12 protein-coding genes and 1 pseudogene are annotated in these 13,371 nt (G+C 64.6%); 3 read left to right on the top strand and 10 right to left on the bottom strand.

What is annotated here, in order from left to right; all coding sequences use genetic code 11:
- Positions 1-46: 46 nt before the first annotated feature.
- Positions 47-355, top strand: a pseudogene (locus PSR88_RS35450) (hypothetical protein); the annotation flags it as partial.
- Between the two features lie 218 nt (positions 356-573).
- Here the strand turns inward: PSR88_RS35450 and PSR88_RS35445 are convergent.
- Positions 574-921, bottom strand: coding sequence for a hypothetical protein (locus PSR88_RS35445; RefSeq protein ID WP_016880227.1), 348 nt, complete (start codon positions 919-921; stop codon positions 574-576).
- Positions 922-1,114: 193 nt separating this feature from the next.
- Complete coding sequence (locus PSR88_RS35440; protein ID WP_029537654.1) at positions 1,115-2,281, bottom strand: lipase family protein; 1,167 nt, start codon at positions 2,279-2,281, stop codon at positions 1,115-1,117.
- A 647-nt stretch (positions 2,282-2,928) separates the two neighbouring features.
- On the opposite strand from PSR88_RS35440, the gene PSR88_RS35435 reads away from it, so the two are divergent.
- On the top strand, positions 2,929-3,291 hold the full coding sequence (locus tag PSR88_RS35435) for a cupin domain-containing protein (RefSeq protein ID WP_011598728.1): 363 nt from the start codon (positions 2,929-2,931) through the stop codon (positions 3,289-3,291).
- Positions 3,292-3,477: 186 nt separating this feature from the next.
- Here PSR88_RS35435 and PSR88_RS35430 read toward each other — a convergent pair whose 3' ends face one another.
- The 6 genes from PSR88_RS35430 to PSR88_RS35405 form a co-directional block, all read right to left on the bottom strand.
- Entirely contained in the window at positions 3,478-4,113 is a 636-nt protein-coding gene (locus tag PSR88_RS35430; protein WP_011598727.1) for a TetR/AcrR family transcriptional regulator, read from the bottom strand.
- Between the two features lie 39 nt (positions 4,114-4,152).
- Entirely contained in the window at positions 4,153-4,398 is a 246-nt protein-coding gene (locus tag PSR88_RS35425) for a hypothetical protein (RefSeq protein WP_011598726.1), read from the bottom strand.
- 115 nt (positions 4,399-4,513) lie between these two features.
- The gene (locus tag PSR88_RS35420) at positions 4,514-5,350 is read right to left on the bottom strand and encodes an SDR family oxidoreductase (RefSeq protein WP_011598725.1); all 837 of its coding nucleotides are present in this window, start codon (positions 5,348-5,350) and stop codon (positions 4,514-4,516) included.
- Positions 5,351-5,481: 131 nt separating this feature from the next.
- A complete protein-coding gene (locus PSR88_RS35415) occupies positions 5,482-6,429 on the bottom strand; it encodes a helix-turn-helix transcriptional regulator (protein WP_011598724.1) in 948 nt (315 codons plus the stop codon).
- Between the two features lie 92 nt (positions 6,430-6,521).
- The gene (locus PSR88_RS35410; protein ID WP_011598723.1) at positions 6,522-8,042 is read right to left on the bottom strand and encodes a long-chain-fatty-acid--CoA ligase; all 1,521 of its coding nucleotides are present in this window, start codon (positions 8,040-8,042) and stop codon (positions 6,522-6,524) included.
- 51 nt (positions 8,043-8,093) lie between these two features.
- Positions 8,094-9,062 (bottom strand): polysaccharide deacetylase family protein, encoded by a 969-nt coding sequence (locus PSR88_RS35405; RefSeq protein ID WP_016880222.1) that lies wholly within the window; start codon positions 9,060-9,062, stop codon positions 8,094-8,096.
- A 232-nt stretch (positions 9,063-9,294) separates the two neighbouring features.
- Between PSR88_RS35405 and PSR88_RS35400 the strand changes: the two genes are divergently transcribed.
- Positions 9,295-10,305, top strand: a complete 1,011-nt coding sequence (locus PSR88_RS35400) for an NADP-dependent oxidoreductase (protein ID WP_011598721.1) — start codon at positions 9,295-9,297, stop codon at positions 10,303-10,305.
- Between the two features lie 512 nt (positions 10,306-10,817).
- Here the strand turns inward: PSR88_RS35400 and PSR88_RS35395 are convergent.
- Both PSR88_RS35395 and PSR88_RS35390 read right to left on the bottom strand, forming a co-directional pair.
- On the bottom strand, positions 10,818-11,579 hold the full coding sequence (locus tag PSR88_RS35395; RefSeq protein WP_081437500.1) for an NAD(P)-binding domain-containing protein: 762 nt from the start codon (positions 11,577-11,579) through the stop codon (positions 10,818-10,820).
- Positions 11,580-12,221: 642 nt separating this feature from the next.
- Positions 12,222-13,082 carry a hypothetical protein gene (locus PSR88_RS35390; protein ID WP_011598718.1) on the bottom strand — a complete coding sequence of 287 codons (861 nt, stop codon included), beginning with the start codon at positions 13,080-13,082 and terminating at the stop codon, positions 12,222-12,224.
- Between the last annotated feature and the right edge of the window lie 289 nt (positions 13,083-13,371).

The raw sequence follows: 13,371 nt of genomic DNA, 5'->3' as shown, positions 1-13,371 counted from the left end.
TCAGAACAAGCTCGTGAGCTCGAACACCGACACGGGCACTGACCGCATGGGCGAACCGGCACCGACCGGGCGCCCCAAACAACGACAACGACAGAATACGAAGCCGAACCGGCGCCTCACCATCCCCGTCACCGCCCCGAAAAGGTTAACCACAGCACGCCAGACCCCGATGGCGTGGCGCGCCGCCGGACCGTTTTGGGTGGCAGTCCTAACCCCGAAGCACGAGGAAAAGATCAGTTATAGCGACCGACTTCACCGCCCGCCGGAAAGACACCCAGGCCTCGGTCGTGAACGTCGAAGGCAGAGACATCGCCGAGTCCTTCGACTGCCCGGCGCCGACCTGTCCGGTGAGGAACTTGCCGTCCGTGTCATCCCCAAGCAGATCGACGAATTTCCCTCACCAGTCGCTTCCTGGTCCGCCACCGCCACCGCAGCCGCTTCGCCGACGCCGAGCAACAAATGTGCCGCGACTGGGCCTGAACACGTCGGACCGACCAAGGACTCGGTCGTTGGTCCGCATCGCACACCCTCGATCGCGCCGCCACGATCCCGCTCACGCCAGGGGGATGGTCTTCACACGCGGCCGGAGAGCTGCCGCACCCCGCCGTCCTCATCGACCGCATACAGCGCCATCCCCAACAGATCGAGAATCCGTTGCGGTGCCCGCCCCGCGGCGTCCACCGATCGCGGCTCGTCCTGCACGACCAGCGCAAACGAGACCGACTGATCGGCCTCGCTCGGCATCCGCCGCACCAGCTGCCCGATGGCGGTATCGACGTCCAAATCCGGCGCGGCGCTCGCACCCTTGACCTCGGCGTAGAGCCGGCGGCCGTCCTTCTCGGCGACGATGTCCACGACATCCGTGTCGGCAAGCACCGTCCAGCCCTGAGACGACAACCATCCCGCGAAGTCCCGGGCCACCCGCGCCTCCTCACCTGCCGTACCGCCACGGTAAGGCAGAACGGTCAGTTCAGGCCGGTTTCCGCGCGACACGGACCCCACGGTCGCGCGATACGATGCTCATCTCCCGCGCCCGGTCCGGATCAGACCTGGAATCGCCTTGCTGCTAGCGACATTCGTCCACCGTCAGCTTTTCCGCGCCGGGGTCCGGTGGTTAGCACCGTGTCGGGGCGGGCTCCCCCCGGAACCGTGCCGCGATGAACTCGTACGCATCCGGGAAACCCACCACCGCGGTGGTCATGTGCTCGGAAATGTCGTACGGCACGAACGTCAGCTTCGCACCCGCCGCGCAGTACCGGTGCGCCACCTCCGCCACCGAATCGAACGGAGTGAGCCCATCGAGCGTGCCGTGCCACATGTACACCGGCGCCGTGGGCACCCCCTCGAAATAGCGGAGGCTGTTCTCCCGCAACACCTGACGCGCCGCCGAACTCGCCATCAGACTCGTCGACGCCGCCAACTGCCCGGCGTTGCGGAACGCACCGTGGAACAGCAGGAACCGCCGGCACTCGTTGCTCATCCAGTCCCGCAACCACAGACCGGTCTCATTGAGTTGCGAGGACACCGGCAACCGGTCCGGGTACTCCCGCTCGAGACCGATCGCCGCCGCGAAGGCCAGCCCGAACCCCGGATGCGGGTTGAACCCCAGCCCCTCGGCCATCTGCTCGAGATCCGCCGGCACCCCGCCCTGCACCACCGCCGCCAGCCTCAGCTCCGGCGCATAGGTCGGCGCGAGCGCCGCCGCCCACGCACTCGCCATCCCCCCACCCGAGTAACCCGCCAGCGCCACGGGACTGTTCGCCAGCCCCAATTCGGTCACCCGCTGCACCGCACGGACACTGTCCAGGGTGATCATGCCGCCGAGCTTGGCCGCACCGTACGCACCGGTCGGGCCGAGGTGATCGGGCACCGAGACCGCCCACCCCCGCTGCAGACCCAGCAACATTCCCGGCGATTCCTGCATCTCCAGGTTGAACAACGCCCGCGAGGGCGCGCACTTGGTTCCCAACGAGTTCACGATCGCCTGATACGACACCAACGGCGGATTCGCCACACCCCTAGGTAGGAGCACCGTGGTGACCGCCAGAATCGGGTTGCCGGCCGAGTTCGTCGACCGGAACGCGACCTGCCACCCATCGGAATTGGCGTACATCCAGGTGTCGATCCGCCGCGTCCGCACCACCTCGCCCGGCGCCGTGGCCCCGAGATCGGCGGGCGCGAGGTAGAACGGATCCGGGTCCGGCCACGGGTACAGCGGTTCCGCGCTCGCCGGCACCGGAACCATCATTGCGAGGAAGAGGACACCGAGCACCGCCGCCATCAAGACCCGCACACCGCGCCGCACCACGTCCCGCTCCCTCCGCGCCCCCTCGTCAGGACACGGTGACTGTATCCGCGCGGGCACACCCACCGTTACCCGGCTCGATCCCAGGCAACCTCAGCCACAGTCCCGTGCGGAATCCTCAGAACATTGGTTTTGGGCGAATCACGGGACAGTCTGCCCAGCGTGGCCAAAGAGTCCCTTTCCGTGGAAGTGCCCAGCGATGCCAGGGTCGGGATCGCCCCAGGACTGTGGTTCGTTCAGCGCCATTTCCGCTGTCAGAAGTTCTCGGTGAGGATCATCTCCAGTGCCCAGTGCCCAGTGCCCAGTGCCCCCGTGCCCGCGGTGCAGCGCGGTGTCGCCGCCTGTGCGGATCGAGCACGCACATCATCAGTTGCAGGGTGTACTCGTCGTGGGGCATTCGGCCGTGACCCCTCCGATACGGATCCACCGCGCTCCGAGAAGACTCAGTTCGCCCAGTGCGACCGCTGCGCTCGCCCACGGACTGACGCTCGATATTGCGGTAATCAGGGTGCCCGCCCAGAATCGAAGAGGCAGCAAATTCGCTTCAGCCCGCGGTTCCCGATTTGCCGGTCGAAGATCCGCCGCATCTGTGGGTGCCGCCCAAACGACGTGGGAGGACAACGATGTCCGGTCTCATCCGCAAGAGTCTCGATTCGCCCGAGGAAACCCGCCCCTTCGAGGACGACATGGGCAAGCTCGAACTCGTCAACGTCACGTCCGGCGCTGTGGGGAGGGCGACCTTCCAGCCCGGCTGGCAGTGGTCCAAACACGTCAAACCGATAGCCAAGACAGACAGCTGCCAGGCCGCTCACATGGGTTACGTCATCTCGGGTCGTATGAAGATCGTCATGGACGACGGGCAGGACATGGAGTTCGGCCCCGGCGATCTCATGATCTGCCCGCCCGGACACGACGCCTGGATTCTCGGCGATGAGCCCTGCGTGGTCATCGACTGGACCGGCGTCGCCGACTACGCCAAGCGGTAGACGATAGCGCCGTGTCCGCCCGCTCATCCCACGCGCCCGGGGAAAGCCGGTGGAGTGGACTCTTGCTCAACTCCCGCCCTGCTTGCTATTGCGTTGTGCGACACAACGTTGTGGACGCCCCAGGCCGCTTCGCAGAGTGAGCGGTCAGTCCGCGGGTGGCGACGCCCGTAAGGACGTAGCCGAGGGTCAGCGGGCTTTGGTGGTGAGGATCGCCGCGAGGTCGTCGAGGGCGATCAGGGCGGCGTCGCTGTCCCGGTCGACGAGCCAGCGCAGCACCAACCCGTTCACGCAGGTGAGCGCGAACCGGGCGACCTGATCGACCGGGGTGATCCAGGTGACGCCGGCTCGCCTCGCGCACAGGGTGAGGAACGCGACGGTCTCGGCGTCCATGGTGCGGTACTGCCGCTGGGCGATCGCCCCGGCCGCCAGGTTGCCGGCGCTGCGTCGGCGCAGCGCGTGGGCGGTCAGCTCGTAGGTCAGCAGCTGGTGGTGGGGGGTGGACTCGATGATCGGCCACAGACCACGGATCCCGGCGCGCAGCAGATCCTCGAGGGCCGGGATCCCCGACAGCCCGGCGGGTTCGGTGTACTGCCCGAACGCCAGCCGCATCCCCTCGTTGACCTGCAAGATCTGGGTTTCCCCCAGTTGTGTGAGGAGGGTGTCCTTGTTGTGGAAGTGGTAGTGCACAATCCCCACGGACGTCCCGGCGGCAGCGGCGAGCGGGCGCATGGTCAGCGCGTCGACGCCCCGCTCGGCCGCGATCGTCAACGCCGCCTCCAGAAGTTGGGCGCGGCGCTCATCGGCGGGCAGCTTCATCGCCATTCGCCGAGCGTAAGCGCTCGGCGGTCGGTACCGAGGCCTTTATCCCACGATGATCAGCAGACCGACGGCGGCGACCGCGATCACGGAGGCGAGGACACAGATCGCCCACGCCCGGATCGGGGCCCGGTGCCAGTCCCGGTCACGGCGCACCAGCAGGGCGGTGAGCACCCGAGCCTGCGAGGGTGATGCCGCCGTGTCGGCCCGGTTCGGCACCCCCTCGCGAGAGCGGCGAGACACCACATCCGCGGTTTGGACGGTGAGGCCATCGGGCTGAATGTCCTTCAACGAGCTCTTGATCGCTCTACCGATCGGCGAAAGTGCAGTGGCGGCGATGACAGCTTCAGGCAGGGTTGTTCCTCGAATCGGTGATTGCTGATGTGGAAGAAGGTGGGGCGAAGGTTCAGCCGGCGCAGCCGGAGATCCCACCGTCGAGCGGAATGATGCTGCCGGTCAGATAAGAGCCCGCACGTGAGGCTAGGAACCGGACCGTGCCGATCAGGTCGTCGGTTTGTCCGTAGCGGCCCAGCGGGACGCGCCCGAGGAGCTCTGCCTCGACCTCTGGATCCGCCGCGACGTGTCCGAGCATGTCCGTCAAGATCGGGCCGGGGGCGATCGCGTTGACCGTGATGCCGTCGGCCGCCAGTTGCTTGGCCAAATGGCGGGTGAGCATGTGCAGCCCGGCTTTACTCGCGCTGTAGGAGTAGTTCTCCCAGCTCGGTGTAGTCAAGGCATCCACGCTGCCGATGTTGATGACACGAGCGGGCCGGTCGGGGCGTGCTGCATTGCGCAGAAGCGGAAGCGTTCCGGTGATGAGGTAGAACGGAGCGACAAGGTTGGTGTTGAGCACCTTCGTCCAACCGATGAGGGGAAACTCTTCAAGTGGCGCACCCCAGGTGGCCCCGGCATTGTTCACCAGGACGTCGATGCTTGTCAGGTGCTCGCCGAGCCAGTCGACCAGACCGGTCACCCCTTCGGCCGACGACAGGTCACTGGCGACGGGGGTGCAGCGTCCTGCCGTTCCCGCAGCGTCTGCCTCGGAATGGATGGCTTCGGCCGTCGCGCGGCATTGCTCTTCCTTTCGGCTGGTGATGACGACGTGGGCACCGCCCTGTACCAGGCCACGGGCGATCATGGCGCCGATCCCTCGTGAGCCACCGGTTACGACGGCGGTCCTCCCGGCGACAGAGAAGAGGGTGTCGGGTGCCGGTCGCACTTCGGAGGTGGTTGCACTATTCATATTATCTACGCTAGGACCGCATTGACGTTATCTCTTGGGGGTCAGCGCACTTCGCTTGCGTCGTGCGCAGTAGACACAAGCGGAGCTGAGGGCAAGCCCGGTCGTCGAGCGGGCCCGCGGGTTCTGCTGATTCAGTCGTTTTCGGATGCCGCAGAACGTGTGTCGGACGGGCGCTCACCGAAGGCCCGCCGGTACGCATTACTGAAAGTGCTGAGGTCGCCGAATCCTGAGGAGTATGCCACCTGAGTCACGCTCTGGTGGCTCCAGCCACGGTCCTGAAGACGCAACCGGGCCAACGCCAGACGCTCCTCTCGGATGAGGTCCGACGGCGTTGTGCCAATCCGCTGCAACTGGGCCTGAACATGCCGGAGCGACCAGCCGAGACGCGTCGCGACCACGGCACCTGTGAGGTTCGGGTCGTGCGCATTCTCTCGAACAAAGCGTCGGATCGCGGTGACCAACCCTTCCTGAACATCGACGGAGGGGGCGGCCGTGTCTGCGTTGTAGGCGAGCGCCACGAGATCCACGATTCGGTCGGCGATCGCGTCGAACTGACTACCGGTGAGCTCGTGCCGCTCCCTGCGCAGACTACTGACCACGTCGACAACGATGCGCCCCAGTCCAGATGTCGCATCGAGGACGGTGCCGGCGGGCGGCAATGTCGGCACCCGCGCCTCGATCCGCTCACGTGGAATCACGAATGCAACGGAGGAGAAGCCATCACCATGGCGCAGTACAGTCGCGGTGTCCAGCGACGTGAGAGCCATGACCGCCGGTGTGATCGTGGCTTCACGACGATCCTGCTCGAGGATTACTTCACCCCGGACCGGTAGGAGCAGTTCGTAGGCGCCATGTGGATGTCGACGGATGTCCGCTGCCGTGCGGGAGAGGACCTCCGCTTCGCCCCACCAACGAACTAGCTGGTACGTGTCCGAGTATTGATGCTGAAGGGTTCCCCGGTAGCTGTCCGCAAGGGAGAAGGCCATCGGACAGTGGATCGACGAGACCTGATCGCGCCACCAATCACCGCGCTCACGCTGGTCGTGCTCGTTGCTGCGCAACGTATCGACGGAATACAAGGACGCAACACCTTCTCACACCGGTATGCCGAAACTGTGACTCGTGCCACAGTCGACGCTAGCGCGCGCCGGCGCCCACGCCAACGGCGTGATCATCGCAGAGCCCGCTTGAGGAGTTTTCCTGTCGCGTTCATCGGCAAGGTGTCCCTGAACTCCACCAGGCGCGGGTACTTGTAAGCCGCCAACCGTTCCCGTGACCAGCCGATCAGGTCTTCTTCTCTCAACTCCGATCCAGGCTCGCGGATGACGAAGGCTTTCACTTCCTCCCCGCTTCGCTCATCGGGGATTCCGACGACGGCCACGAGGCTGACCTCTGGATGGCCGATGATCACCTCCTCGAGCTCACGCGGATAGACGTTGAAGCCTCCCCGCACGATCAAGTCCTTGGCGCGATCGACGATGAAGTAGTAGCCGTCCTCGTCTCGCGTTGCGATATCGCCCGTGCGGAACCAGCCGTCGCGGATCACGTCCTTTGTCGCCTCGGGCCGCCCCAGGTATCCCTTCATCACGTTGTATCCACGTACGGCGAGTTCTCCTGGTTCACCGGCGGGGACCTCGTTCCAGTGATCGTCGATGAGCTTCACCTCTACTCCCCAGATCGGTTTGCCGATCGATCCCGACCGGTTCGGTTGGTCGAGGGGGTTGAACGTGACGGTCGGGCTGGTTTCGGAGAGTCCGTAGCCTTCCCGGATCCCGACACCGAAGACATCCCTGAACCGCTCCAGCACATCGACGGGCATGGCAGCTGCGCCGGACAGCGCGACCCGCAGGAGACCGGCGAGGTCAACGTCTATTCCGTCAGCGGCCTTGTTGAGCAGGGCCCAGTACATCGTCGGGACACCGGCGAAGACCGTTACCCGGTGCTGTGTCATCAACGCCAGGGCCTGAGCTGCGTCGAATCGTGGCAGCAGGACCAGGGTGGCACCCATTGCGAAACCGGCGTTCAGCTGTACGGTCTGTGCGAACGAGTGGAAGAGCGGAAGAGTGACCAGGTGTACGTCGTCGGCTCGGGCGTCGAGCAGTTGGTTATGCCCGATGGCGTTGAGGACGATGTTGGCGTGGGAGAGCTCCGCCCCCTTCGGCTTGCCGGTCGTCCCGCTCGTGTACAGGACCACCGCGGTGTCCGTTGCCTCGGTCACCTGCAGGACGTCTTCCGCTGGGTGTTCGGCCAATGCCTCAGCCAAGGTTGTTCCCACGCCCGGCTCATCGAGCAAAGCGGGGCCAACAGTGACCAGATGCTCGCAGGATTCGACGTCCTGGAAGCCGCGCCACGCCTCGTCGTCGAGCCCCGGCACGGTACAGAAGTAGGCCGTCGCGCCCGAGTCACGGAGGTGGTAGGCGACCTCCTCCCGCTTGAGCATCGTGTTGAGCGGCACGACGGCTCCACCGGCCTTGAGGATGCCGAAGTAGACGATCGGAAACTCGACAACATTCGCGATCGTCAGGGCGACACGGTCGCCTGGGCGCAACCCCAGGGAGAGAAGAAAATGGGCAACACTGTTCGCAGCCGCATCGATTTCACCGAAGGTGAGGGTTCGGTCACCTTCGATGACAGCGGTTCTGCTGGGAGTGCGTCGAGCGGTGTCGGCAAGCATGGTGGCCAGGTTGAGCATGATCCTGCTTTCAGATGTGACGGTGTGACGGTGTGAATCTGGATTTCCGACTCAGGACCAATCCCAGTCGTAGTCAGCTCCCACCCGCTTTGCCAACGGCTTGAACATGCGCTCTTCGTAGGTCGCCATCGTGTCGAGGCCGGGAATGGGCGCGAGGTTCAGGATCTCGGCCAGCCGCTCGAAGTCGAGTTCAGGTTTCGGCAAGCCCGCAGCAAGCGCGAATCTCTGTAGTTGGTTGGTGAAGCTCTCATTACACGGCGGCTTCCCGAAGTTCACCGGATGCTTCATCGCCTCATTGAGGGTGACAAACTCCACGCCACGCTCGAGGAATGCCTCGAGGATCGGAGCGAGGGTGTCACGAGAGATCGTGGTGCCGTGTACGAGCCAGATGAGGGGTGCGTCGGCACCGAACAGGGTGTGCGCGGTGTCCGCGTGCTTGTAGAGCATGTCAACCGCGGTCGACACGTGCAGGTCGCGTACCTGCTTCTGCACGTCCCTGTCGCCTAGGGTCATCGCGCGGAAGTACGGCATGATGAACGCGAAATCACTGAACCAACTGGTGATCGGGGCCGTGCGGTAGCCGAGATCTGCGAGGTAATTCTCGACTTCCCCTCGACGTCGTTCGGATCCTGATGACATGTCCATGGGGTACCGGAAGTACTTCGACGGTGCGGCGTCGATCAGATGACCGATATACTTCTCGGCAGTCTCAAAATCGCATCGGAATGCCGCGTCGGGCATCCAGCGCAGTGGAGCATGCTGGTGAGTGTGGTTACCCAGGTGATGGCCCGCTTCGGCCCACGCCTCGAAGGCCTCCATTTGCTCTGGCTCGTTCTCGAGCCGGTATGTGTGAGAGAAACCGTAGGTCCCCTTGAGTCCGTAGTCGTTCAGCGTTTTCGCCACAGAACGCGTGATGTCAGTGGGAGTCGTGTCGCCCGGCATGGGAACGCCGTCCCACAGGACGAAGTCATCGATGGTGACCGCAATCTCGAGAGGTCGGTCGGCGCGTGTGTCATTCATTGCGTTGACTCCGGATCTTTCAGGTGGGCTCTTCGGCACGAAGCCCATTTCCCACCGACCCTATGAAGTGATGGACATCACGTCTTGGCTGTTTGCGCGCACCTGCTTTCATCAGGCGCATCGCATTCGGCATTGAGATGCGCGCTGTGCGCGCTCGTCGAATCCCGTGCGCATAGGGCCAAGTTTCGCCTTGTCATGACTTCTACCGTCGGTGGTGACGAAGGAGCACACCGTGAATTCATCACAACAGATCGTCCTGGCGCAGCGCCCCCACGGGCACGTGAGCGTGGAGGACTTCCGCGTGGAGGACGTCGCCCTGCCCGAACTCGAGGCTGGCGACGTCGCACTCGAGACCCTCTTCATCTCGATCGATCCGGCCATCAGGGGCTGGCTCGACGACCGACCGAGTTATCTTCCCCCAGTTGCACTCGGAGAGCCAGTTCGCGCTTTCGGTCTGGCACGCGTGAGGGCCTCACGCAACAGCAACTTCACCGCCGGCGACATCGTTCGTGGCTTCGTCGGCTGGCAACGGCGCCAGATCGTCAGCTCGCCCGGTACCGACTGGGACCGGATCACATCACGCGAGGACGTTCCCTTGGAGCACTACCTTGGCGTCCTCGGGATGACGGGCCTGACCGCGTGGGCCGGAGTGTGCGACATCCTGCGCCCGGAACCAGGGCACACCGTCTTGATCTCCGGCGCCTCGGGCGCAGTCGGAAGCGTGGCTGTCCAGCTCGCAAAGCAGGCGGGTGCACAGGTTGTCGGCGTCGCAGGAGGCGCCGAGAAGTGCTCGATGGTGGCCCGACTGGGCGCCGACGCCGTCGTCGACCGCAAGGCCCCTGATTGGAAGGACCAACTCGAGGCGGCAACACCGGATGGCATCGACCGCCTCTTCGAAAACTCGGGGGGCCCGATGTTCGAGGCATCGATCACCCGGCTGAACAACCACGCACACATCGCGTTGTGCGGCCTGATCGACGGCTACAACTTGACCGAACGCCCCTCCGGTCCAGACAATTTCGGACAGCTTCTCACCAAGCGTATCCTCACACAAGGATTCGTCGCGCTCGACTACATGGACCGCGCAGCAGAGGTTGAAGTCACGCTCGGCGAACTCATCCGTTCCGGACAGTTGGAGGCCGTGCAATCGGTATTGCCCGGATTCGAGCAGCTGCCGGCCGCCTTCGTGGACTCGTTCTCCGACGGCCACCCAGGCAAGCTCATCATCGATCTGACTGCGTAGCCAGCCTCTAAACTAAAGCCGCCTCAGTTGGAGGTTCGTTCCCGTCACCGCGCGGCCAGGATGCAGCCTCCGACGCATGCAAGGGGTATCCGGCCGACTTTTGCCTGGGAGCTGGTGGAGTCCCAGGGAGCTGTATGCATTAACGGCAGTCGAGTTCGCCAGACCTTGTGTTTGAACGCGCTGCGGAGCGGCGACGGCATCGGAAGTGGCGTTCAGCTATTGCGCGTGTCCAACAAGTTGTGTGTCAACGAGCCAAATCACGACACCCCGGCTAGCGCGGGTCGCAATGTGGTGTTGTGTAGGCAGGCCACCCCGGAGCCAGCGGGACCGAATCGTCGACCAGGACCCGATCCTGTTCCACCGCCGCAACAACCACCGACACGAGTAGCGCCCGCACCCTGCCCAGCGGATGGCGGCCGTACACCGGATCGGGCGCCCGCGCCCCCCGCCGTCTCGATACCGATGCCGTCCTGGACGCGCGTCGCACCAGGACCAACCCACCGGCCGAGCACTCACTGCGCCACAGCACGCCACTCGTCTGTGCGCTCACGCGTTGCCTGCGCCAGTGCCTTCAACGTAGCTTCCCGATCAAAATCCTTGCCGTAGACTGGGGTTCCCGGCTGCTGACGCCAGGAGTCTTCGACTGTGCCCGCATCGACAGGGTCAAATCCGAGTTGATTGATCAGATCGAATACCACCTGCTTCTTCAGTGCGTCATCGCCGGCGACGGGGAGCGCGATCCGGCCGCTCGAGCCTTCCGGTAGGCCCTTCTCGAGAAGGTGCTTCCACCAGATTCCGTTGAATGCCTTGAACACCGGCACCCCGAGGCGTTCTTGCACCCATTCACTTTCTGCCTGACCGCCTTCGATGGCGGCGATCAATCCGTCTCGCTGCTGCGGGTAGTAGTTGTTTGTCTCGATCACCGGAGCACCAGCGGCAGCGCCTGCGAGGATGTCGGAGGGAAGGTCCACGACGTCCTTCTGCGGGATGCTCACGATCACCAGGTCTGCACCCTCGGCGGCTTCGGTGTTCAGTACCGCCTTTGCGCCGGTCTCCGCCTCGAGGTCTGCGAGGGTGTCGGGTGTCCGAGAGTTCGACACGCGCACATCGTGACCGAGCGCAGTCAGCCTGCGTGTAAGCGTGCCACCGATCTGACCAGCTCCGATGATTCCGATGCGCATATCTCTTGTACCCCTTCGTCGAGTGCCGCGATACTTCGCGACTGCTGCATACGTCAACAACGGACCCCGTCGGATAGTTCCGCGTGGGCGCATTCAGCTCGAACTGATTCAAATACTTGACAGTTCGACTAGAGGGCCGACGTCCCACTTCTCGGTCCTGTCGTGGGTGAGTGGATTACCCCGATTGCTGCACGGATCGTGCTGTGCATCGTGGGCTCTTGTAGTCAGGTTCGCTTATCGCGCATTTCACCGCGCGATACCCCGGAGACAGCGCGAAATAGCCACTGTGAACAGTAGAAACGACACGTCCCCGCTCCTGATCGGCGCCCCGACAGACATTGCCGCGGCCACTCGCACCCCGCGCTCCCGAAGCCCATCCATTCCCGAACGAGGCCAGTATCCGGCAGCCGGCGCAGCAGGTCCTCGGCGCGATGCAGGCGCGATCCCAGAGGCGAACGGTGGTCCGCCGGGTTCATCCCCGATCGTGAGAGACGTGCGAGTTCGTTGATGCCGGAGCCGAGACAGCACCTACACCACGCACCGGTCCTGCCCGCCACTCCGAGGCGGCCGACCTCGCTGTCAATGGACACGAAGAAGCCCGGGCGGGACGTTCGACACCCCAGACCCCTATCCCTGGCTCGGCAACCGACAGCTGAGCGCCCGCTCCCCCGGGTGGGGCGAACGCTCGGCAACACAGGTCCAGGCCCTTATGAGCATCGCGCACCGGTAAGTACATCACTCATTACCGGCCGCCGCCGCCTTCCTCACGGGTGCCTTCCCAGCGGCCTTTTTCACAGGCGCCTTCGCAGCGGCCTTCTTCGCGGGCACCTTCGCAGCGGCCTTCTTCGCGGTTCTTGCAGCGGTCTTCTTCGCCGGCGCCTCGGAGGCAGCCTTCTTCACAGGCGCCTTCGCGGCCGCAACCTTCCTCACGGGCGGCACCTCGGACGGCACCCGTTTGGCGATTGCCTTGGCACCTCGCTTGGCGCGGGTCGTCTCCGACCGGGCCGGATTGGCGGCCGCAGCCTTCCTCACGGGAACCTTCCCGGCCGCAGCCTTCTTCGCGGGCACCTCCGCGGCAGCCTTCTTCACTGGCACCTTCGCAGCAGCCTTCTTCGAAGGTGCCTTGGCGGCAGCCTTCTTTGCAGGTGCCTTCGCAGCAGCCTTCTTCGAAGGCGCCTTGGCGGCAGCCTTCTTCGCGGGCGCCTTCACAGAACCCTCCTTGGCGGGCGGCGTCTCGGACCGGGCGGCCGCAGTCTTCCTCAAGGGCGGCGTCTCGGACGGCACCCGTTCGGCGATTGCCTTGGCGCCTCGCTTGGTGGGCCGCGTCTCCGACCGGGTCGGATTGGCGGAAGCGACCTCCTTCGCAGGTGACTCGGCTACAGCCTTCTTCGCGGGCGGCACCTCGGACGGGGTCGGCTCCGACTCAGGCTTGATGGTGATCTGGGGTTCCACCTCGAGTCCGGCTCTGGCTTCCTCCGACGTCTGCGTCCGTTGCCGCCGCTTGCTGCTCGTAAAGGACCAGGCGCCCTCACCCGCGTTCCGAAGAACCGCGACTGCATTTCTGGCGGCACGCGCGGCACCGCTGATAACGTTCATGGCCAACTCCGCTAGCCTTCCGCAGTCATGGCCGCCGACGCACGCGCGGCCTCCTCGGACGTATCCATCACCGCACAGACTAATCGTGAATGTGAGTCAACGAGCGACCGGCAGAGTGTGCGGTGCATATCGGCAAGGAATACGGCTAACACAGAACGCCTCCTTGGCCCAAACTGCATGTACCCGTATATGATTCATTCTCACTCACCCTCCCCGCTTCACACCTGCCGCTCCCGATGCCCGCTCGGTCGAGTGTCTGTCAGACAATGTCGGAATGTCGTCACGCAAC

Origin of the sequence: Rhodococcus sp. DK176 (genome assembly GCF_038447315.2) — a bacterium.
Classification (GTDB): Bacteria; Actinomycetota; Actinomycetes; order Mycobacteriales; family Mycobacteriaceae; genus Rhodococcus_F; species Rhodococcus_F jostii_A.
This window is presented reverse-complemented; position numbering and strand designations above follow the sequence as displayed.

Coding starts and splice junctions, on each gene's coding strand:
- PSR88_RS35440 (WP_029537654.1), bottom strand. CDS start 2,281: ATGGCGGCGGTGCTCGGTGTCCTCTTCCTCGCAATGATGGTTCCGGTG.
- PSR88_RS35435 (WP_011598728.1), top strand. CDS start 2,929: ATGTCCGGTCTCATCCGCAAGAGTCTCGATTCGCCCGAGGAAACCCGC.
- PSR88_RS35430 (WP_011598727.1), bottom strand. CDS start 4,113: ATGGCGATGAAGCTGCCCGCCGATGAGCGCCGCGCCCAACTTCTGGAG.
- PSR88_RS35420 (WP_011598725.1), bottom strand. CDS start 5,350: ATGAATAGTGCAACCACCTCCGAAGTGCGACCGGCACCCGACACCCTC.
- PSR88_RS35410 (WP_011598723.1), bottom strand. CDS start 8,042: ATGCTCAACCTGGCCACCATGCTTGCCGACACCGCTCGACGCACTCCC.
- PSR88_RS35405 (WP_016880222.1), bottom strand. CDS start 9,062: ATGAATGACACACGCGCCGACCGACCTCTCGAGATTGCGGTCACCATC.
- PSR88_RS35395 (WP_081437500.1), bottom strand. CDS start 11,579: ATGCGCCCACGCGGAACTATCCGACGGGGTCCGTTGTTGACGTATGCA.
- PSR88_RS35390 (WP_011598718.1), bottom strand. CDS start 13,082: ATGAACGTTATCAGCGGTGCCGCGCGTGCCGCCAGAAATGCAGTCGCG.